The sequence below is a fragment of the Streptomyces sp. NPDC051105 genome (genome assembly GCF_040682795.1).
GTDB lineage: Bacteria > Actinomycetota > Actinomycetes > Streptomycetales > Streptomycetaceae > Streptomyces.
This window is the reverse complement of the sequence record NZ_JBFBBR010000003.1, coordinates 65,090-84,514: the sequence shown is the minus strand read 5'-3', so window position 1 is coordinate 84,514 and position 19,425 is coordinate 65,090. Positions and strand designations below refer to the sequence as shown.

The 19,425-nt window shown below is 71.4% G+C and carries 18 protein-coding genes; 14 read left to right on the top strand and 4 right to left on the bottom strand.

What is annotated here, in order from left to right:
- Positions 1 to 52 precede the first annotated feature (52 nt).
- Together AB0N16_RS07845 and AB0N16_RS07840 are read right to left on the bottom strand one after the other, a co-directional pair.
- The gene (locus tag AB0N16_RS07845; RefSeq protein ID WP_365794225.1) at positions 53 to 1,669 is read right to left on the bottom strand and encodes a D-aminoacylase; all 1,617 of its coding nucleotides are present in this window, start codon (positions 1,667 to 1,669) and stop codon (positions 53 to 55) included.
- A gap of 8 nt (positions 1,670 to 1,677) precedes the next feature.
- Positions 1,678 to 2,955, bottom strand: coding sequence for an amino acid deaminase (locus AB0N16_RS07840; RefSeq protein ID WP_365794223.1), 1,278 nt, complete (start codon positions 2,953 to 2,955; stop codon positions 1,678 to 1,680).
- A 136-nt stretch (positions 2,956 to 3,091) separates the two neighbouring features.
- Here AB0N16_RS07840 and AB0N16_RS07835 point away from each other — a divergent pair, with 136 nt between their 5' ends.
- The 5 genes from AB0N16_RS07835 to AB0N16_RS07815 all read left to right on the top strand — a co-directional run bounded on the left by AB0N16_RS07835 (position 3,092) and on the right by AB0N16_RS07815 (position 7,645).
- Complete coding sequence (locus AB0N16_RS07835) at positions 3,092 to 4,150, top strand: sugar kinase (RefSeq protein WP_365794221.1); 1,059 nt, start codon at positions 3,092 to 3,094, stop codon at positions 4,148 to 4,150.
- Complete coding sequence (locus tag AB0N16_RS07830) at positions 4,147 to 4,911, top strand: IclR family transcriptional regulator (RefSeq protein WP_365794218.1); 765 nt, start codon at positions 4,147 to 4,149, stop codon at positions 4,909 to 4,911. Before AB0N16_RS07835 ends, AB0N16_RS07830 begins: the two co-directional genes overlap by 4 nt.
- Positions 4,911 to 5,321 carry a RidA family protein gene (locus tag AB0N16_RS07825; RefSeq protein WP_365794216.1) on the top strand — a complete coding sequence of 137 codons (411 nt, stop codon included), beginning with the start codon at positions 4,911 to 4,913 and terminating at the stop codon, positions 5,319 to 5,321. The genes AB0N16_RS07830 and AB0N16_RS07825 overlap by 1 nt, the downstream gene beginning before the upstream one ends.
- A 139-nt stretch (positions 5,322 to 5,460) precedes the next feature.
- Positions 5,461 to 6,945 (top strand): gluconate:H+ symporter, encoded by a 1,485-nt coding sequence (locus AB0N16_RS07820; protein WP_365794214.1) that lies wholly within the window; start codon positions 5,461 to 5,463, stop codon positions 6,943 to 6,945.
- Between the two features lie 64 nt (positions 6,946 to 7,009).
- Positions 7,010 to 7,645 carry a hypothetical protein gene (locus AB0N16_RS07815; RefSeq protein WP_365794212.1) on the top strand — a complete coding sequence of 212 codons (636 nt, stop codon included), beginning with the start codon at positions 7,010 to 7,012 and terminating at the stop codon, positions 7,643 to 7,645.
- Positions 7,646 to 7,681: 36 nt separating this feature from the next.
- Here the strand turns inward: AB0N16_RS07815 and AB0N16_RS07810 are convergent, their stop codons facing one another.
- Positions 7,682 to 9,037, bottom strand: a complete 1,356-nt coding sequence (locus AB0N16_RS07810; RefSeq protein WP_365794210.1) for a M14 family metallopeptidase — start codon at positions 9,035 to 9,037, stop codon at positions 7,682 to 7,684.
- Between the two features lie 267 nt (positions 9,038 to 9,304).
- Here AB0N16_RS07810 and AB0N16_RS07805 point away from each other — a divergent pair, with 267 nt between their 5' ends.
- On the top strand, positions 9,305 to 10,228 hold the full coding sequence (locus tag AB0N16_RS07805) for an MEDS domain-containing protein (protein ID WP_365794207.1): 924 nt from the start codon (positions 9,305 to 9,307) through the stop codon (positions 10,226 to 10,228).
- 148 nt (positions 10,229 to 10,376) lie between these two features.
- On the opposite strand, the gene AB0N16_RS07800 is transcribed toward AB0N16_RS07805, so the two are convergent.
- Positions 10,377 to 12,101, bottom strand: a complete 1,725-nt coding sequence (locus tag AB0N16_RS07800) for a glycosyl hydrolase family 18 protein (protein ID WP_365794205.1) — start codon at positions 12,099 to 12,101, stop codon at positions 10,377 to 10,379.
- Between the two features lie 235 nt (positions 12,102 to 12,336).
- Here AB0N16_RS07800 and AB0N16_RS07795 point away from each other — a divergent pair, with 235 nt between their 5' ends.
- The 8 genes from AB0N16_RS07795 to AB0N16_RS07760 all read left to right on the top strand — a co-directional run bounded on the left by AB0N16_RS07795 (position 12,337) and on the right by AB0N16_RS07760 (position 19,417).
- Positions 12,337 to 13,233, top strand: coding sequence for a hypothetical protein (locus AB0N16_RS07795; RefSeq protein WP_365794203.1), 897 nt, complete (start codon positions 12,337 to 12,339; stop codon positions 13,231 to 13,233).
- 63 nt (positions 13,234 to 13,296) lie between these two features.
- Entirely contained in the window at positions 13,297 to 14,001 is a 705-nt protein-coding gene (cpaB, locus tag AB0N16_RS07790) for a Flp pilus assembly protein CpaB (RefSeq protein WP_365794201.1), read from the top strand.
- Between the two features lie 12 nt (positions 14,002 to 14,013).
- Complete coding sequence (locus AB0N16_RS07785; protein ID WP_365794199.1) at positions 14,014 to 15,264, top strand: P-loop NTPase; 1,251 nt, start codon at positions 14,014 to 14,016, stop codon at positions 15,262 to 15,264.
- A gap of 284 nt (positions 15,265 to 15,548) precedes the next feature.
- Positions 15,549 to 15,875 (top strand): pilus assembly protein, encoded by a 327-nt coding sequence (locus tag AB0N16_RS07780; RefSeq protein ID WP_365794197.1) that lies wholly within the window; start codon positions 15,549 to 15,551, stop codon positions 15,873 to 15,875.
- Positions 15,872 to 16,213 (top strand): TadE/TadG family type IV pilus assembly protein, encoded by a 342-nt coding sequence (locus AB0N16_RS07775; RefSeq protein ID WP_365794195.1) that lies wholly within the window; start codon positions 15,872 to 15,874, stop codon positions 16,211 to 16,213. Before AB0N16_RS07780 ends, AB0N16_RS07775 begins: the two co-directional genes overlap by 4 nt.
- Positions 16,214 to 16,231: 18 nt before the next feature.
- A complete protein-coding gene (locus AB0N16_RS07770; RefSeq protein ID WP_365794193.1) occupies positions 16,232 to 17,569 on the top strand; it encodes a CpaF family protein in 1,338 nt (445 codons plus the stop codon).
- Positions 17,570 to 17,572: 3 nt separating this feature from the next.
- Positions 17,573 to 18,517 carry a type II secretion system F family protein gene (locus tag AB0N16_RS07765; RefSeq protein ID WP_365794191.1) on the top strand — a complete coding sequence of 315 codons (945 nt, stop codon included), beginning with the start codon at positions 17,573 to 17,575 and terminating at the stop codon, positions 18,515 to 18,517.
- A gap of 12 nt (positions 18,518 to 18,529) precedes the next feature.
- A complete protein-coding gene (locus AB0N16_RS07760; RefSeq protein ID WP_365794189.1) occupies positions 18,530 to 19,417 on the top strand; it encodes a DUF5936 domain-containing protein in 888 nt (295 codons plus the stop codon).
- Positions 19,418 to 19,425 lie beyond the last annotated feature (8 nt).

The window sequence follows — 19,425 nt, the reverse complement described above, 5'->3', positions numbered from 1 at the left end:
GGGTTGGTCGCGCCCACGCGGCGGTAGCCGCAGATGGACACGGCCCCGCGCCCTAAAGACCCTGCGGTGAACGCCGGACGGCGCGTCCCGCCAGTTCGTCCGTCCTTCGGCCCTCCTCGATCACGAAGCGGCCGTTGACCAGGACGTGCGGGATGCCCGTCGGGAGCTTGCGCGGCTCGGCGAAGGTCGAGCCCGCCGCCACCGTCGCCGGGTCGAAGAGGACGACGTCGGCCCGGTAGCCCTCGCGTACGAGTCCGCGGTCCGGCAGGCGCAGTCGGGCCGCGGGGCGGGCGGTGAGGTGGGCGACGCACTCCTCCAGGGAGAGGATCCCCAACTCCCGTACGTAATGGCCGAGGTAGTGCGGGAACGTGCCGTACGCCCGGGGGTGCGGCTTCGTGCCCTGGAGGATGCCGTCCGAGCCGCCGGTGTGGACGCGGTGGCGCATGATCGTGCGGACGTTCTCCTCGTGGCCGACGTGCTGGAGGATGGAAGGGGCCAGCCGGTCCGCCAGCAGCAGATGGCGGGCCGTCGGCCACGGGGTCTCGCCGCGCAGCCGCGCCGACTCCGCCACCGTACGGCCGACGAAGTCCGCCAGCGCCGGGTCGGCCACGCCGGAGATCTCGATCGTGTCCCACTCGATGGGGACGCCGTGGCAGCCGTCGGAGCCCAGGGACTCCAGGTGGTGGCGGATGCGTTCGGACGTCTCGTCGTCCGCCAGCCGGGCCAGGACCGCGTCCGGGCCGCCCTCGTTCGCCCAGCTCGGCAGCATCGCCGCGAGGGTCGTGCTGCCGGGGGTGTAGGGGTAGGTGTCGAGCGTGATGTCGGCGCCGGCCGCGAGGGCCTTGTCCAGCAACGACAGCAGCTCGGGTGCCCGGCCCTTGTTCACGCCGAAGTTCATGGTGGCGTGGGCCAGGTGGAGGGAGCAGTCCGCCTCCCGGGACAGGGCCACCATCTCCTCGTACGCCGCCAGGGCGCCCGCCCCGTACGAGCGGTGGTGCGGGCAGTAGTAGCCGCCGTACGACGCCACCACCCGGCACAGCTCGGTCAGTTCGGCGTCCTCGGCGTACATGCCGGGGGTGTAGGTGAGGCCGGAGGACATGCCGACCGCGCCCTGTTCCATCCCCTCCGCCACCAGCCGGCGCATCCGGTCCAGCTCGGCCGGGGTGGCCTCACGGTCCTGCCAGCCGACCGCCAGCGCCCGGACCGTGCCCTGGGGGATCAGGTAGGCCGCGTTGACGGCGATGCCCCGGTCCAGGCGGTCCAGGTACTCGCCCACCGAGCGCCAGTCGAAGTCGATGTCGTCGCCGTGGCCGTTCCAGCCGGCGATGGCCCGGCGGACCTCCGCGAGGGTGCGGTCGTCGACGGGGGCGTACGACAGCCCGTCCTGGCCCAGGACTTCCAGGGTGACCCCCTGTGCGGCTTTGGCGCTGTGGTCCGGGTCGCGGAGCAGGGCCAGGTCGCTGTGGGCGTGCATGTCGATGAAGCCGGGGGAGAGGACCAGGCCCTCGGCGTCCAGCTCGCGCGCCGCGCGCGGGCGCTGGCAGCCCGCCGCCGCGGCCTCCTTGACGATGGCGGTGATCCTGCCGTCGTCGACGACCACGTCCGCGCGGTAGGAGGGCGCGCCGCTGCCGTCGACGACATCGGCGTCCCGGATGACCAGATCCTCCATGACCTCTCCTAGAAGAACGTGCGGACGTAGTCGACGACCGTGCCGTCCGCCTCGGCGACCGGGATCAGCTGCCACTTGTCGAACGAGGTGCACGGGTGGGAGAGACCCAGGCCCACCCAGTCCCCGACCCGGACGTCGGCCTCCGGGGCGGTGGCGAGCCAGGTGTGCTGGTCGGAGAGGCCCGTCACGCTGACGCCCGCCGCCGGTCGCTCGGTGCCGTCCCGGCGGATCACCTGGGCGAACGGGAGGTCCAGGTCGTAGGCCGCGTCCCGCTTGCCCGCGTTGGCGAAGGCCTGCTCGGCGGAGGGGCGGGAGACGATCTGCGCCCAGAGCCGGAAGGCCGGCTCCAGGGCGCCCTCCTCGGGCACCCGGTTGAAGGGGGTGACCTCCCGGTAGCGGCCGTCGTCGTGCGAGACGTAGGCGCCGGACCGCAGCAACTTCAGCACGGGGAGGGAGAGTCCGGGGATCCCGGCGAAGACGTCGGCGACCGCGTCGAACCACGCGCTGCCGCCCGCGCTGACGACGATCTCGTCGGTGCCGGCGAACCGTCCCGCCGTGTCGAAGTCGGCGGCGAGCGCGACCAGTCGGTGCAGATAGGCGTGCACCCGGTCGGGGTCGGCCCGCGGGACCTCGCCCTCGTACCCGGCGACCCCGACCAGGCGCAGCGTCCCCGCCGCGGCCACCGCGTCCGCGACCGCCGCGCACTCCGCCTCGGTACGGACGCCGGTACGGGCGCCCTCCCCGGCGGCCAGCTCCACGACGACGTCGACCGGACGGGAACTCCCCTTCAGCGCCGCGTCCATCAGCTCCACCCCGCGCACGGAGTCGACGTAACAGACGAAGCGGAACTCCGCGTCCCGCTCCAGCTCGGCGGCGATCCAGCGCAGCGCCGGGGCGTCCACGAGCTCGTTGGCCAGGAAGATCCGCCGGGTGCCGAAGGCCCGGGCCACCCGCACCTGGTGCGGCACGGCGAGCGTGATGCCCCACGCGCCGTGCTCGACCTGGCGCCGGAAGAGCTGCGGGGCCATGGAGGTCTTGCCGTGCGGGGCGAAGGCGAGGCCGTGCCGTTCGGTGTACGTCTCCATGAGCGCGAGATTGTGCTCCAGGCGCTCGGCGGAGAGGGCCAGTACGGGCGTGGCGAATCCGCCGGAGAAGAGGTTGCGGCGCTGGGCGGCCAGTTCGCCGACGGTGAGGCCCTCGGCGTCGGGCGGGAGGCCCTTGAAGCGGTGGTCGACGCGTTCCTCCGTGAGACGGGCGAGCGCGTCGGTGCCGGTGTCGAAGGACACGGAGCCTCCCTGATCAGGTGTGTTGCATTGTGTGCAACGTCCATTGCGTATATCGCTTACCGCTGTCTAACATCCACGCCAACGCCGGGTCAATGGAGCCCGCAGCGACTCGAGACGACGAGGAGCCACGACCATCGTGAAGGCCACGGACGCCGTTGACACCGTTGACGGCGCGGATGTCGTGGACGTCGTCGCGCTCGGCGAGTCCATGGTGACGTTCCTGCCCACGCGGCCCGGGCGCCTCGCGGACGTGCCGTCCTTCGACCGCGCGATCGGCGGCGCGGAGTCCAACCTGGCGTGTGCGCTGGCGGCGGCGGGACATTCGGTGCGGTGGGTCAGCCGGGTCGGCGCGGACGGGTTCGGCGACCATCTGGTGGAGACGGTGGCCTCGTACGGCGTCGACGTCGGACGCGTGGACCGCGACCCCGTGCGGCCGACCGGCGTGTACTTCCGTACGGCGGGGGACCGGGCGACGGACGCGCACGAGGTCGCGTACTACCGGGCGGGGTCGGCGGCGTCGGCGATGTCGGTGGCGACCGTGGACCTGGCCGCGGTGCGCGCGGCCCGGATCCTGCACCTGTCGGGCATCACGGCCGCGCTGTCGCCCGGGTGCCAGGACCTGCTGAGCGAGCTGACGGCTCCCGCCGAGGGACGGCCGGTGGTGTCCTTCGACGTCAACTACCGGCGCGGGTTGTGGGGTTCGGGTGACGGGCCTGATGTCCTGCTGGAACTGGCGCGCCGGGCCGACATCGTGTTCGTGGGGGAGGACGAGGCGGAGCAGGCGTGGGGGGTGACGGGAGGGCCGGAGGCGGTTCGTGGGCTGCTGCCGGAGCCGGGTGTGCTGGTGGTGAAGCAGGGGGGAGTGGGGGCCACGGCTTTTGTGTCGGGTGCCGGTGCCCCCACCTTCGAACCCGCCCCCGTCGTAGACGTCGTCGCCCCCGTCGGTGCCGGGGACGCCTTCGCCGCCGGGTTTCTCTCCGGGACCCTGCGGGGACTGCCCCTGCCGCGAACGCTGCGGCTCGGTCACCTCTGTGCCGCCGCCGCGCTCACCACCCCCGCCGACCTCGCCGCACCCCCCGCCCGCGACACCGCCGACCGGCTGACCGGCCTCCACGCCGCCGCGTGGGAGAGACTTCGACTCGGCCCCGGCTGGACCCAAGCCGACCCGGCCGAAGAGGAGGCACGCACCCCATGAGCCAGACCGTCGACCGAGCGCTCAGCATCCTGCCGCTGCTCGCCGAGGGCCCCGCCGACCTCGGCCAGGTCGCCGAGCGCCTCGGCGTGCACAAGTCGACCGCGCTGCGGCTGCTGCGCACCCTCCACGAACACGGGCTCGTCTACCGCCAGTCCGACCAGCGCTACCGCCTCGGCGCCCGGCTCTTCGCGCTCGCCCAGGAGGCGATGGAGAACCTCGACATCCGCGAGATCGCCCACCCCCACCTGGCCCGCCTCAACGAGGCCTGCGGGCACACCGTGCACCTCGCCGTGCTCGAGGAGGGCGAGGTCCTCTACATCGACAAGGTCGAGAGCCGCTACCCGGTGCGCATGTACTCGCGGATCGGCAAGCCGGTGGCCATCACCGTCGCCGCCGTCGCCAAGCTGCTCCTCGCCGACCTGCCCGAGCCCGAGCGGCGCGCCCTCGCCGACAGGCTCGACTACCCCATGTACACGGCCCGTTCGACACCGAACGCGGAGGCCTTCCGCAAGGAACTGGCCAAGGTGCGCGAACAGGGCTGGGCCACCGACCTCGGCGGCCACGAGGAGTCCATCAACTGCGTCGCGGCCCCCATCCGCGGCGCCGACGGCCGGGTCGTCGCCGCGATGTCGGTCTCCGCGCCCAACGTCGTCGTCACCGCCGACGAACTCCTCACCCTGCTCCCGCAGGTGCGCCGTACGGCGGACGCGATCAGCGGCGAGTACTCCGGCAGAACACCGATCAAGGAAGCCAGCAACTGATGACCGAGAAGATCGCGCTCACCCCCGCGACCCACACCACCCCGCCCGCCAAGTTCTCCCACGGTGTGCGCAAGGGCAACATCCTCCAGGTCGCCGGCCAGGTCGGGTTCCTGCCCGCAGAGGAGGGCAAGCCCCCAACGCCGGCCGGCCCCACGCTGCGCGAGCAGACCCTCCAGACGCTGGCCAACGTCAAGGCGATCCTGGAGGAGGGCGGCGCCTCCTGGGACGACGTGATGATGATCCGCGTCTATCTGACGGACGTGGACCACTTCGCGGAGATGAACGGCATCTACAACCGGTACTTCGACGAGCAGGACCTCACCGCCCCGCCCGCCGCCCGCACCACCGTCTACGTCGGTCTGCCCGCCGGCCTCCTCATCGAGATCGACGCCCTCGCCGTCCTCGGCTGACGGCCCACCAACTCCCGCACGTCCCGCACGGCACGGCACCCCACCGGGCGCCGTGCCGCGATCCCCCCTGCCCGGATGTGCCTGTCGGGGGGACACGCCCCACCCCCCCGGACGATGTTCTTACGAAGAGGACCCCCACATGTCCCTATCGCTCGCCGCAGCCGTCACCACAGCCCCAGCCACCCCACCCCACACCGGGGGGCTGCTCCTCCTCCTCGACGGCACCGCGGGACTGCTCACCGTCGCCGCCATCGGCATCGCCCTGCTTCTCTTCCTCATCATCAAGGCGCGACTCCAGCCCTTCGTCGCCCTGCTCGCCGTCTCCATAGCCGTCGGCCTGCTGGCCGGTCTCTCCGTCACCGAACTCTTCGGCACCGTCCAGCGCTCGGACGCCGTCTCCACCATTGAGTCCGGGATGGGCGGCATCCTCGGCCATGTCGCGATCATCATCGGCCTCGGCACCATGCTCGGCGCGATCCTCGAAGTCAGCGGCGGTGCGGAGGTCCTGGCGACCCGTCTCCTCAACCTCTTCGGGGAGAAGCGGGCGCCGCTCGCCATGGGTCTCACCGGCCTCATCTTCGGTATCCCGGTCTTCTTCGACGTCGGCATCTTCGTGCTGGCCCCGCTCGTCTACGCGGCCGCCAAGCGCGGCGGCAAGTCGATCCTCCTGTACTGCCTCCCGCTGCTCGCCGGCCTCTCCATGACCCACGCCTTCCTGCCGCCGCACCCCGGCCCGGTGGCCGCCGCCGCGCTGCTGCACGTCCAGCTCGGCTGGGTCATCCTGATGGGCATCGTCTGCGGCATCCCGGCCGTGCTGGCCGCGTGGGTGTACGCGGCGTGGATCGGCAAGCGGATCTTCGTCGCCGTACCGCAGGACATGGTCGAGGCGGCGGAGGAGGCCAAGCAGGCGGTCCTGGCCGAGCAGCGGGCAGCCGGAGTCGAACCGCAGGAGAAGCCGGTGCCGCTCGGCACGGTCCTGGCCATCATCGGCACCCCGCTCGTCCTCATCCTCGCCGCGACCTTCTCCTCGATCGCCCTGGACCCCTCCACCGGCCGCTCGGTGCTCGAGTTCTTCGGCACGCCGATGGTCGCCCTCACCCTCGCTCTGGTGCTCGCCTACTACCTGCTGGGCATCCGGCGCGGCTGGTCCCGCCAGTCCCTGGAGACGGTGTCGACCGCGTCGCTCAAGCCGGTCGGCAACATCCTGCTGGTGGTCGGCGCGGGCGGGATCTTCGGTGCCGTGCTGAAGGCCAGCGGGGTCGCCCAGGCCCTGTCCGACACCTTCAACGGCGTGGGCCTCCCGGTGATCGTCCTCTCCTATCTGATCTCCGTCGTCCTGCGGGTCGCCCAGGGCTCGGCGACGGTTGCGATCGTGACGACGGCCGGCATCGTCGCCCCGTTGCTGAGCGAGGGCCACTACTCCCAGGCCTTCGTCGCCCTCGTCATCATGGCCATCTCGGCGGGCTCCATCTTCGCCTCGCACGTCAACGACGGCGGCTTCTGGATGGTCGCCAAGTACTTCGGCGTCAGCGAGCGGGACACCCTGAAGACGTGGACCGTGCTGGAGACGGTGCTGTCGGTGGCCGGGTTCGCGGTGGCGGCCGTGCTCAGCGTCTTCGTGTAGGCGTCTGATAACGAAGTCGGGACTGGCTGTCTCCGGCACAGGTTCTTGGACCATACTGCCCGCTGTGGAGCAGCGCATAGGAGCCAACAGCCAGCCCCTGGAAGGCGCCGGATTCGACCCGGCCTTCATCCCCGGGCTCACCTCACCCGCGTCCGCCGAGCGGGAGGACGCGGGGCCGGAGGACACCCGGCCCGAGGAGGCCGCGGGTGTTGAGGCGGTGGTGGAACCGGTGGCCCTGACCAAGGACGCGGCCGACGCCGGCACCACGGTGGACGAGGACACCGAGGACGCCAAGGACGCCGAGGAGGCCGCTGACGGTCCCGTCTTCGAGGCCTCCGACCGGCGTGCCCGGATAGTGGCCGACCACCAGGGCGTGCGCCTCAGTCTCGACGAGGAGAAGTGCGAGTTCCGCTGGGACGAGATCGGCGCGATCGAGACCGAGGCACCGCGCTTCGGGAAGCGCTTCACGATCACCGTCCACACCCCGGACCGCCGCTGGTACCCCATCGAGATCGAGGCGACCTCCCGCTCCCGCTTCAAGGAGTGGGACGACGCCCTGGACGCGGTCCTGGACGCGTACTTCGAGGAGGGCGAGAAAGAGGAAGACGCCCTGGAGACGGACGGCAAGGCCGCTGCCGAGACCGAGACCGAGACCGAGACCGAGACCGACGCCGAGGACAAGGTCCGCGACGAGAAGTAGCCCGGCACGGGCGGGCGGCCCCGGTCCCGTGGCCGCCTAGCCGCAGTACTGCGCTTCCTTCCCGATCGACCGGTACATGCAGTCCGCGTTCTCCAGCAGCTGGAACACCGCGTCCCGGTTCCGGGAGGTCTCCCGCTCGATCACCTCGTCGGGCGGATAGAACCCGCCCCCGGAACTGGACGTCGGGTACATCTCGAATGTGTAGTCGAAGATCTTCTGCGTACCCCACAGATAGTCGTCGATCGACCCGTCCGTGATGTACAGATCACTGGACTGCTCCGGCGTGTAGCCGTTGCTGGCCGCCATCTTCTGCCCCACGGCCTTGAACGCGGCCGCGTCGTCCGCGGTCATCCCGGTGGCCGTGTCCGCCGTGGTGTACCCGAACGGCCACAGCACCAGTTCGCTGTACGTGTGGAAGTCGATCCCGGCCTTGATCTGCTGCTTCCCGCCGACGACCCGGCTGCGCACGAAGTCGGCGACGACCTTCACCTCGGGCGCCGACTCGGCGGACGCGCCCCGGTAGGTCTCCGCGGACGTGCTGCCCGAGGACCCGCCACAGCAGCCCCATCTGTAGTTCCAGTTCCGGTTCAGGTCCGTACCGACGTACGAGGAGCCGGAGTTGGGCTGCCGGTTCTTGCGCCACGACCGGTACGAGCCGGTGGCGATGTCGTACTCGCCGCCGTCGGGGTTGAGGTCGGGGACGATCCAGATCTCCCTGCTGTTGACGATGTTCGTCACCCGGGAGTCGGAGCCGTATCCCGCGCCCAGCTCCCGCAGCAGATACAGCGCCATCTCCACCGTGAGGTGCTCGCGCGCGTGCTGGTGGAAGGTGAGCAGGACCTCGGGTTCGTTCTCGTCCGTCGCGACGTTGTCGCTGACCTTGATGGCGACGATGTCCCGGCCCTGGTACGACTTGCCGATCACCTGCCTGCTCATGATGGCGGGGTAGGCGGCGAGCCGCTGGCTGATCTCGGTGTTCGCCTCGGCGTAGTTGTGGTACTTCGAGTCGGCCGTCGGGAAGTCGAACAGGCGTAGTTCGTCGGCGGCGGTGGACCGGTCGGGGGCCGCGCCGAGGGGTGTGACCTCGTAGCCGAGGCGTTTCAGCGCGGCGATCTGCGACGCCCGTCCGGAGACGACCACCGTCTCCTCGTCGACCTCGTCCACGGTGACGCCGGTCCGCTGGATGGCCGCACGGGTCACGGGGGTGGTGCTCTGGTGGATCTCGTACTGCCGGACGTCGTCGGCCGAGGGCGGCGCCGGGCGCGCGCTGTCGGCGGTCGCGTGGGTGGCCGTCGCCGACACGGGGGCCGCGAGGGCGAGGGCCAGCAGGGCGCCGAGCGCGGCGGTCCGGCCGCGGCCGAGGGCGCCGGAGCCGCGAATGCGAAGTCGCATGAAATCTCCTGGGGAGGTGGGGGTGGTTCAGTGCGACGTACCTGTGCAGTTGTTGTGCTGGGGCTGTGCGTGCCGCTCATCGTCCAAGTAATGGCATGAACAGGTCAAGACGGTAAAACCAGCCGCGCGAACCGGCCGCGCAGAGTACGCCTTTACCCGCAACCGCAGGCGGCCCCCACCGAAATACACCCGCCCGCGTGACGTCCATGTGCGCCTGCCCGGTCCGCCGGGAGACCGTGGACGGAGGGCCAGGAGAGGGGCTGGGTGATGATGAGCACCACCAGGAGCGCGCGCCCCGCCGAGGCTCAGGGCCACTTCGACCACCGGATGGCCGTGTTCGGCTCGGACGAAGGGTTCGTCGCCGCCGCCCTGCCCTTCCTCGCCGAGGGGCTCGCCGCCCCCGACGAGCCCCCGCCCGTCGCCATCGCCGCTCCCGGCCTGCTGGCCGCCCTGCGCGACGCGCTCGGCACCGACGCCAGGGACATCGGCTTCATCGACCACACCGACTGGTACACGGGCACGGCCGCCAACGCCGTGGCCCGGGGCGCCGGTTACCTCGCCGCGAACGCCGGACCCGGCGGCCGTGTCCATCTCCTCATGGAGCCCGACTGGGCGGGCCGCGCCGGGCGTTCGGCGCGGGAGAGCATCGAGTGGATCCGCTACGAGTCCCTCGCCAACCTCCTGTTCGCCCCCTTCGCCACCACGGTCCTGTGCGCGTACGACACCCGGACGGCGGGCACGGCGGTCGTCGACGCGGCCCGCCGCGCCCACCCGGGTACCGGGGTGTACGAGCAGCCGCCGGTACTGGTACGCGAACTGGACGCCGTACCGCTGCCTCCGCCGCCGCGGGCCGTCACCCGGCTGCCGGCCGCGGAGTCGGTATGCGCCTGGGCCGCCGGGCAGGGGCTGGCGAACGCGGACGCGGAACTGTTCGCACGGGCGGTCGTGGCCGCGGCCGGCGCCCATGGTCCGGTCATCGAGTTCCTCGCCTGGGGCGAGGCCCCGGCCTGCGTCTGCGAGCTGCGGCTGTGCCGGGCCGTGGGAGACCCGCTCGCCGGGTTCGTACCGCCGCCGGCCGGGGAGCCGGAAGCCGGGCAGGGGCTGTGGTTCACCCGCCAGGTGTGCGCGTACGTCGATGTGCGGGACGGGGCGCCGGGGGACCGGGCGAAGATCCGCGTCCAGTACGCGTGAACGGTGTGGTTCGCCTTCGGTACGGGGGTGCGCGTGGCTTCGCCGGGTGGGCCGCGACGGGGGTGGGCGTCGCGGCCCGTTCGCGGATGCGGGGGGCTGGTCGCCGCCCCTTGGGTGAGTTCAGCCAAGGGGCGCTCTCCCGTGATCGCTACGGCAGGCCGTGGACGTGGGCTCCCACCGAGTTGGACCACGCGTTGCCCGACGACGCGTCCCAGTTGGTCGACCAGGTCATCGCGCCGCGCAGGTCGGGATAGGCCGTCGACGGCTTGAAGGAGCCGCAGTTGGTGAGCTTGGTCAGGCAGTCCAGGGCGTTGTTGACCACCGTCGGGGAGACGTACCCGCCGCCCGCCGCGCTGGTCGACGCCGGCAGGCCGAGGCCCACCTGGGAGGGGCTGAGGCCGCCCTGGAGCTGGATGCAGGCGAGCGCGGTGAGGAAGTCCACCGAGCCCTGGCTGTACACCTTGCCGTCGCAGCCCAGCATCGAACCGCTGTTGTAGTACTGCATGTTGACGATCGTGAGGATGTCCTTGACGTTCAGGGCCGTCTGGAAGTACCCGTTCGACGTCGACTGCATGTCGATCGTCTGCGGCGCCATGGTGATGATCAGCGACGAGCCCGCCTTCGACGACAGCGAGCGCAGCGCCTGGCTCATGTAGGTGGCGTTGATGCCGTTCTCCAGGTCGATGTCGACGCCGTCGAAGCCGTACGTCTGCATCAGCGAATAGACGGAGTTGGCGAAGTTCGTCGCGGACGCCGAGTCGCTCACGGAGATCGTGCCGTTCTGGCCGCCGATCGAGATGATGACCTTCTTGCCGGCCGCCTTCTTGGCCTGGATGTCGGCCTTGAACTGGTCGACCGTGTACCCGCCGAGCCCGGCGGAGTCGAGGGTGAAGCTCACCGCGCCCGGTGTGCCGGTCGCGTCCGCGAAGGCGACGGCGATGATGTCGTAGGAGGAGGGCACGTCGGAGATCTTCTGGACGGTCGCGCCGTTGTTGAAGTTCTGCCAGTAGCCCGTCACCGCGTGCTTGGGCAGCGTGCCGCCGCCGTTGCCGCCGGACGCGGTCGTCGTCGCCGTCACCGCCGTCGACTTCGCGGACTCGCCCGCCGAGTTGGTCGCGGTGACCTGGAAGGAGTACGACGTCGAGGCGGCGAGCCCGGTGATCGTGGCCGAGGCGCCGGTGACCGCTGTGACCTTGGTGCCGTTGCGGTAGACGTTGTAGCCGGTCGCGCCCGACACCGCGCTCCAGGACAGCGACGCGGAGGACGACGTCGTACCGGAGACCGCGAGGCCGGTCGGGGTGGCGGGGACGGTCGGCGCCGGGTCGGAGCCGCCGCCGCCGTCGGGGCCGAAGACCGAGAAGTCGTCGGCGTAGTAGGCGGCCTGGCCGTACCAGCCGTGCGTCCAGACCGTGACCGAAGTGGTCGAGGCGCCGGTGGTGAAGGTCGTCGACAGCTGCGTCCAGGACGTGTTCGGGGTCCAGGTCGACACGTCCGTGGTGCCGGTGCCGGTCACACCGAGGTAGGTGTAGGAGACCTGCACCCACGCGCTCAGCGTGTAGGTGGAGTTGGCCTTCACCGCCACCGTCTGGCTGCACTGGGCGTAGTCCTGCCCGGCCGGGGTCGCCTTGAGGGCGGCGGCGCCGGAGTGGACGGGAGAGGAGACGGTCGTACCGCTGGCGGCGGAGCAGGTCCAGTTGGCGAGGGCCGACTCGAAGCCGGCGTTCTTCACGTTGTTGACGTCGGCGGCGGAGGCCGGGGAGGAGGCGAGGCCCGCCATCGCGAGTGCCGTGGCGAGCGCGGCCACGGCCGACCAGGTTCGGATACCTCGCTGCCCGGCATGCCGGGACACGAGTCGGGGGATGAGTCTGGGCATGACAATCAAGGTGGTCCAGACCAATTCACGTGTCAATAGGTCCAGACCAAATTCAAAGCCGCCGCTGGGCGGATCAGACCCCGGTCATATGCTCAACCTGTCCCGATTTGAAGCCACTTGTGTGGTCACGGATCCCAGACAGCTGGACAAACGCTGTTCTCCGGTCACAGAGGCGTGGTTACAGTGCTGAGGTAGTCACGCAATGAAGTCGTCCCGGCTCATTGGAGTAACACCGGTGGGCCGCCGGGGTGTGAAGAGCGGGGAGCTGCGCGTGCCAACTGCCATTGCCGTGACCAGCGCCGACATGGCGCTGCCGGTGCAGGACGAGCGGACCATGCCCGCGGTCGTGCTCAGGGACCTGGACCAGCGGCCCCTCGACCAGACCCTCGCCGAGTTCGTGGCGCTCATCGAGCAGCACGGACACGTGATCGTCGTCTGCTCCGCGGCCGTACCCGAAGCCGTGACCCGGCGCCTGCACACCCTGCGCTCCCTGCTGGAGAGCGACCGGATCGCCCTGTTCCGCCCCGACCTGCCGCCCCTCGGGATCGCCGTCCTGGCCCGGCAGTTGCGGCAGCTGGCCTCCTGCGACCTCAGCCCCGGCGTCCTCGCGTCGGCCGGCCGGCTGCTCACCCACTACATCCACTCCGGCGCCGTCCTCGGCTCGGTCGCCAAGCTGGACCGGGTCCCGGTCACCCTCAAGGCGCACGCCAAGTCCTGGATGCCCGGCACCCAGTTCGCGGTCGTCGCGCACCCCCAGCCGCAACTGGTCCGGGTCGGCCCGGAGGCGACCCTGACCGGACCCGAGTTCAGCACCTGGATGCTGGTCGCCAGGGGGCAGCTGCAGTCCGAGTGGATCGGCGGCCTCGCCAAGTCCTGGGGCGCGTACGGGCTGCGCGAGACCCCGCTGCCGGCCGAGTCGTCCCACTGGTGGGGGACCGGCCGGATGATCGAGTTCACCAGCTATCTCGCCGATCTGTCGGTCCTCTACCAGCTGGTCACCTCGGTCCGGCAGACCAGCTGCCACTGGTGCGGCGTCGACGTCATCGGCGACCGCTGTGTCTTCTGCTCCGCCACCCCGCCCGACTACGACCCGCCGGCGCGCCGCGCGCTGGAACAGCGGACGCCCGCCTGACCCGTACCACCCACCGCTCGGTTCCCCCACTTCCCCGCTTCCCCCGATGAGGTCGCACGGTCCATGAACTCCCGTCAGCGCCGCGGCGTGATACTCCTGATCCTGTCGGTGATCTGCGCGCTCGGCGCGTTCGCCGGCGTGCTCTCGGTCATCGACAACGCGAAGTCCGAGGTCGGCCCCAAGGTCACCGCGTACAAGGTCCGGTCGGACGTCAAGCCGTACACGACCCTGAGCGCCGGCCAGTTCCAGAAGGTCGAGATGCCCGAGCGCTGGCTGTCCGCCAACGCCGTCACCAGCCTCAGCGCGATCGAGGGAAAGATCGCGGTCACCACGCTGAAGAAGGGCTCGCTGCTCCAGACCGACATGATCGTCGACCAGCCCGCGCTGAAGGCCGGCGAGCAGGAGGTCGCGATCATGATCGACGCGGCCACCGGAGTGGCCGGCAAGATCACCCCGGGCTCGCTCGTCAACGTCTACGCCACCTTCCAGGGCAAGCAGCAGAGCGACCCCGACCAGTCGAAGATCATCGTGACCAACGCCCGGGTCCTGGACGTCGGCGCCCAGCTCAGCTACGTGGACCCGGACAACCGGAACCAGCAGCCCAGCGACGCCGTCCCCATCACCTTCGCGCTGTCCACGCTCGACGCCCAGCGCCTCACCTACGCGGAGTCCTTCGCCCAGCGGGTCCGGCTGGCCCTGGTCGCGCCCGGCACGACCACCACCGTGCCGGACAAGGACCGCACCTACGAACTCGCGACGGACAAGTGAGAGGCGCCTCGCATGCCCATCAGGATCCTCCCCGCCGTCGGTGACGCGGACGCCGTCCGCTCGCTGGTCTCCCTGCTCAGCCAGCTCCCGGACAGCGAACCGCTGCCGCCCGTCGTCGACTCCACCCAACTCGTCGACACCCTGGCCCGGTTCGCCGCCGAGTCCGTCGACGAACTCCCCGAGGTCGTCGTCGTCCACGAACGCATCGGCCCGGTCCCGGCCCTGGAGCTGATCCGCGAGGTCGCCCTGCGCTTCCCGGCGGTCGGCGTCGTCCTCGTCACCACCGACACCAGCCCCGGCCTGTTCGCCGCCGCGATGGACTCCGGCGCCCGCGGCCTGGTCGGACTCCCCATGAGCTACGAGGAGCTGGCCGGCCGCGTCCAGGCGGTCGCCCAGTGGTCCACGGGCGTACGGCGCCACCTCGGCCACGGCGCGGACGCGTTCGCCGGCGTCGGCGGGACCGTCGTCACCGTCAGCGGCGCCAAGGGCGGCACCGGTGCGACCCTGGTGGCGATCCAGATCGCCCTCGCCGCGCAGGCCTCCGGCCACTCCACCGCCCTGGTCGACCTCGACCTCCAGACCGGGGACGTCGCCTCCTACCTGGACGTCCAGTTCCGCCGCTCGGTCGCCGACCTGGCCGCGGTCAACGACATCTCCCCCCGCGTCATGGCCGAGGCCGTCTTCCGCCACGACTCCGGGCTCGCCCTGCTTCTCGCACCCGCCGAGGGCGAACGGGGCGAGGAGGTCACCGACCGGGTCGCCCGCCAGATCCTCAGCGCCCTGCGCTCCCGCTACGAGATCGTGGTCGTCGACTGCGGCGCCCAGCTCGGCGGGGCGGGCGCGGCGGCCGTGGAGACCGCCGACCTGGCCCTTCTGGTGACCACGCCCGACGTGGTCGCCGTACGCGCCGCCAAGCGCACGGTGCGGATGTGGGACCGGCTGCAGATCCGCAAGGCCGAGGAGACGACGGTGGTCGTCAACCGGCACACCAGGGCCACGGAGATCCAGCCGGCGCTGATCCAGCGGATCACCGGCACCGCACTGGCGGGGACACCGATTCCCGCCAACTTCAAGGAACTCCAGGGCGTGGTGGACGCGGGACGGATCCACGAACTGGACGCCCGCAGCACGGTGAAGCAGGCGCTGTGGGCGCTGGCCGGGGAGCTGGGACTGGTGCGGACTGCGGAGGGGACGGTGCCGCGCCGGGCGCGGGGCGCGGAGCGGCCGGCGGTGGGATTCCGGCGGCGGAGGGAGCTGCCATGAAAGGCCGTCGGCCGGGTGCGGGTGCGGGTGCGGGTGCGGGTGCGTGGAGGCTGGCCGCGCAGTTCCCCGCGCCCCTTGGGCGCGCTTCAGCGAAGCGCGTCTTTGAAGCGTCCCGCAAGGAGGCGCCCCGCAAGGAGGCGCCCCGTAGGGGCGCGGGGAACTGCGCGCTCAGCCCCCACCGGCCCGCACCCGACCGACGGCCCGCCGTGCCCGCCCCCGAGCGACGGCCCGCCGCGTTCGCGCCCGCGCCCGACCGCGGCCAAGTCACTATCGAACTCCTCGGCATGACCCCGGTCATCATCCTCACCCTCGTGCTCATGTGGCAGGCCGTCCTCGTCGGATACGCCTTCACCCTCGCCGGAAACGCCGCCGACGAGGGCGCCCGGGCGGCCACGGCCGTCCCCCCGGGGGAACGACAGGGCGCCTGCGAGCAGGCCGCGCTGGAGGACCTCTCCAGTGCCTGGCGGGAGGGCGCCACCGTGACGTGCGGCGGCACCGGCATGGTCACCGCCGACGTCTCGCTGCGCGTCCCGGTGCTCTTCCCCGGCACCATCGACTTCCCCGTCACCGTGCACGGCCACGCCGGCACGGTGGAGGAGGTGAAGCAATGACGCGTCGCACCGAGCGCGACCGCGGCCAGGTCGCCGTCGAGTACCTCGGGTTCATCCCGGTGCTGCTCATCGTCGGGCTGGCCGGCATCCAGCTCGGCGCCGTCGCCTACGCCGCCGAGCAGGCCGGGACGGCGGCCCGGGCCGGGGCCAGGGCCGCCTCGCTGAGCCAGGACGTCGGCGCGGCCTGCGCCGGCGCGGTCAGCGGCGGGATCGACGTGAGCTGCGCGTCCTCCGGCGGCGGCGACTCGGTCACCGTGACCGCCACCGTCCACATCCCGAAGATCGTCTGGGAGCTGGGCAACGCCACCAAGTCCGCCACGATGCCCGTCGACCACTGAACGAGGAGCACGGCAACCATGAGCCTGCGGGCACGTATCAACTCCCCCGAGGAGCACGGCAACCGGGGCGAGGACGGCCATCTGGTCTCCTCGTACCGGGCCAAGCTCCTGGAGGAGATCGACCTCGCGGAGATGAGCGCGCTGGCCGCCGCCGAGCGCCGGGCACGCCTGGAACGCGTCCTCGGTCACATCATCAGCCGCGAGGGCCCGGTGCTGTCGACCGTCGAACGCTCGCAGCTGATCCGCCGGGTCGTCGACGAGGCCCTCGGCCTCGGCATCCTGGAACCGCTGCTGGAAGACGTGTCGATCACGGAAATCATGGTGAACGGCCCCGACGCGATCTTCGTCGAGCGCGGCGGCCGGGTCGAGCAGCTGCCGCTGCGGTTCGCGTCCGCGGACCAGCTGATGCAGACCATCGAGCGGATCGTGTCGACGGTCAACCGCCGGGTGGACGAGTCGAATCCGATGGTCGACGCCCGGCTCCCCTCCGGCGAACGCGTCAACGTGATCATCCCGCCGCTCTCCCTGACCGGTCCCATCCTCACCATCCGCCGCTTCCCGCGCTCCTTCACCCTCCAGGAGCTGATCGGCTTCGGCTCGCTCGACGAGCCCATGGTGTTCCTGCTGGCGGGCCTGGTGCAGGCGAAGTTCAACATCATCGTCTCCGGCGCCACCGGCACCGGGAAGACGACCCTGCTGAACGCCCTGTCCGGGCTCATCCCGGCGCACGAACGCATCATCACCATCGAGGACTCCGCCGAACTCCAGCTCCAGCAGTCGCACGTGGTCCGCCTGGAGTCGCGCCCGGCGAACGTCGAGGGCAAAGGGCAGGTCTCCATCCGCGACCTGGTCCGCAACTCGCTGCGGATGCGCCCCGACCGCATCGTGGTCGGCGAGGTCCGCGGCGGGGAGTCCCTGGATATGCTCCAGGCGATGTCCACCGGCCACGACGGCTCGCTCGCGACCGTCCACGCCAACAGCGCCGAGGACGCCCTGACGCGGCTCCAGACCCTGGCCTCCATGTCGGACGTCGAAGTGCCCTTCGTCGCCCTGCACGACCAGATCAACAGCGCGGTCGAGGTCCTCGTCCAGCTGACCCGGTTCGCGGACGGCGCCCGCCGGATCACCGAGATCGCGGTGCTGGACAGCCACGGCAGCGAGCCGTACCGGCTGGCGACGGTGGCCCGCTTCAACGCCCGGCCCATGACCCACGACGGCCATGTCCACGGCGCCTTCCAGTACTTCCCGCTCCCGCGCCGCACCGCCGACCGCCTCTACATGGCGGGCCAGCCGATCCCGCAGGCCTTCGGCGTGGCCCAGCACTTCGACCAGCTCACCACCCGAGAAGCGAGGTAGGCCATGACCCTCCATGACCTCGTCACCCTCACCACCGGCGTCACCCTGCTGGCCTGCCTGCTGGCCGTGGTGGGCCTGCACACCTACGCCTCCGGCCGGGCCCAGCGCGCCGCCCTGGTGGACCGCCTCTCCTCCACCGGCCAGGCCCCGCTCAGCGGCCGCCGGCGCCGCTTCCGCAACCTGGACCGCCGCCTGCGCGGCACGGCGATCGGCCGCCGCCTCGAACTCCGCCTGGCGGCGACGGGCCTGGACGTGACGCCCGGCGAGTTCTTCGCCTACATGCTCGCCGCCGCCGTAGCCCTCTGGCTCATCGGCCAGGCCGCCCTGGCCCCCTTCTTCGGGCCGATCGCCGGCCTCCTCGGCGTCTTCGCCGCCGTGCAGTTCCTCAACTGGCAACGCCAGAAACGCATCGAGCGGTTCATCGCCCAACTCCCGGAACTCGCCCGCATCCTGGCCAACGCCACCCACGCCGGTCTCGCCCTGCGCACCGCGATCGGCATGGCGGCGGAGGAGCTGGAGGCCCCGGCCGGTGAGGAACTCGCCAAGGTGGCCGACCAGTTGGCGATCGGCCACTCCATGGACGACGCACTCGGCGAACTGGCCGACCGGCTCCCGTCCCGCGAGCTGGTCGTCCTGGTCACCACCCTGGTCCTGTCCAACAGGGCGGGCGGCCAGGTCGTCTCCGCGCTGCGCAACCTCACCGAGACCCTGGAGGAGCGCAAGGAGACCCGCCGGGAGGTCCGCACCCAGCTCTCCCAGGTGACGATGACGTCGTACGCCGTCCCGGTGCTCGGCATCGGCGCCCTGTTCCTGATGAACGGGGTCAAGGGCGACACGCTGGACCGCATGACGGGCACCACCCTCGGCCAGGCCGCGGTCCTCATCGCGTTCGGCCTCTACGTCATCGGGTTCGTCCTCATCCGCCGCCTCAGCCGCATCGACGTATAGGGGGTTGTGACCATGGCCCTGCTCCTGGCCCTCCTGGCGGCCCTCGCCGTCTACGGCGCCTTCGCGGGCGTCCGCATGTACCGCGCGGACGCGAAACTCCCCTCCGACCTGGCGATCGCCCTGGAAGTGGGCGCCACCCGCACCGGCGCCGCCAACTCCCTCATCGACCGCATGGGCATGCGCTACGCCCCCGCCGTCCTCCGCCTGATGGGCCCGCGCCAGGTGGCCCGGTACCGCCGCAAGATCGACCTGGCCGGCAACCCCGGCGGCCTGACGATCGACCGCTACGCGGCCCGCCGGGCCGTCTACGGCGTACTCGGCGGCACCGGCTTTCTGGTCTTCCTGCTCCGCGGCCAGTGGCTGATGGCCGTTCTCCTCCTCCTCTTCGGCGCGTTCTGGACGGAGGTCGGCATCTGGTCGGCGATCCGCATCCGCAAGGACGTCATCGAACGCACCCTGCCCGACTTCCTGGACGTCCTGGCGGTGGTGGTGAGCGCCGGCCTCGGCTTCCGCCAGGCCCTGGACCGGGTCGCCTCGCACTACGAGGGCCCCTGGGCGGACGAACTCCGCATCACCCTGCGCCAGCTGGACCTGGGCATGAGCCGCCGCCAGGCCTTCGCGGAACTCCGCCGCCGCAACGACTCCGAACAGGTGGCGATGTTCGTCACGGCGCTCCAGCAGGGCGAGGAACTGGGCGCGCCGATCGTCGACACCCTCGTCGCCCTGGCCAAGGACATGCGCCGTACGGACGCCCAGAACGCCCGCCGCAAGGCGGCCCGGGCGGTCCCGAGGGCCACGCTGATGATCACCACGTTCATGGTCCCGGCCACGATGCTCCTGCTGGCCGCCGGCCTGCTGCTGGGCTCCGGGGTCGACTTCGGGTCGGTCACGGGAAAGTAGCCGAGGAA

Coding starts and splice junctions, on each gene's coding strand:
- AB0N16_RS07830 (WP_365794218.1), top strand. CDS start 4,147: ATGAGCCAGACCGTCGACCGAGCGCTCAGCATCCTGCCGCTGCTCGCC.
- AB0N16_RS07785 (WP_365794199.1), top strand. CDS start 14,014: ATGCCCATCAGGATCCTCCCCGCCGTCGGTGACGCGGACGCCGTCCGC.
- cpaB (WP_365794201.1), top strand. CDS start 13,297: ATGAACTCCCGTCAGCGCCGCGGCGTGATACTCCTGATCCTGTCGGTG.
- AB0N16_RS07845 (WP_365794225.1), bottom strand. CDS start 1,669: ATGGAGGATCTGGTCATCCGGGACGCCGATGTCGTCGACGGCAGCGGC.
- AB0N16_RS07775 (WP_365794195.1), top strand. CDS start 15,872: ATGACGCGTCGCACCGAGCGCGACCGCGGCCAGGTCGCCGTCGAGTAC.
- AB0N16_RS07760 (WP_365794189.1), top strand. CDS start 18,530: ATGGCCCTGCTCCTGGCCCTCCTGGCGGCCCTCGCCGTCTACGGCGCC.
- AB0N16_RS07810 (WP_365794210.1), bottom strand. CDS start 9,037: ATGCGACTTCGCATTCGCGGCTCCGGCGCCCTCGGCCGCGGCCGGACC.
- AB0N16_RS07780 (WP_365794197.1), top strand. CDS start 15,549: ATGACCCCGGTCATCATCCTCACCCTCGTGCTCATGTGGCAGGCCGTC.
- AB0N16_RS07820 (WP_365794214.1), top strand. CDS start 5,461: ATGTCCCTATCGCTCGCCGCAGCCGTCACCACAGCCCCAGCCACCCCA.
- AB0N16_RS07770 (WP_365794193.1), top strand. CDS start 16,232: ATGAGCCTGCGGGCACGTATCAACTCCCCCGAGGAGCACGGCAACCGG.
- AB0N16_RS07765 (WP_365794191.1), top strand. CDS start 17,573: ATGACCCTCCATGACCTCGTCACCCTCACCACCGGCGTCACCCTGCTG.
- AB0N16_RS07805 (WP_365794207.1), top strand. CDS start 9,305: ATGATGAGCACCACCAGGAGCGCGCGCCCCGCCGAGGCTCAGGGCCAC.
- AB0N16_RS07800 (WP_365794205.1), bottom strand. CDS start 12,101: ATGCCCAGACTCATCCCCCGACTCGTGTCCCGGCATGCCGGGCAGCGA.
- AB0N16_RS07825 (WP_365794216.1), top strand. CDS start 4,911: ATGACCGAGAAGATCGCGCTCACCCCCGCGACCCACACCACCCCGCCC.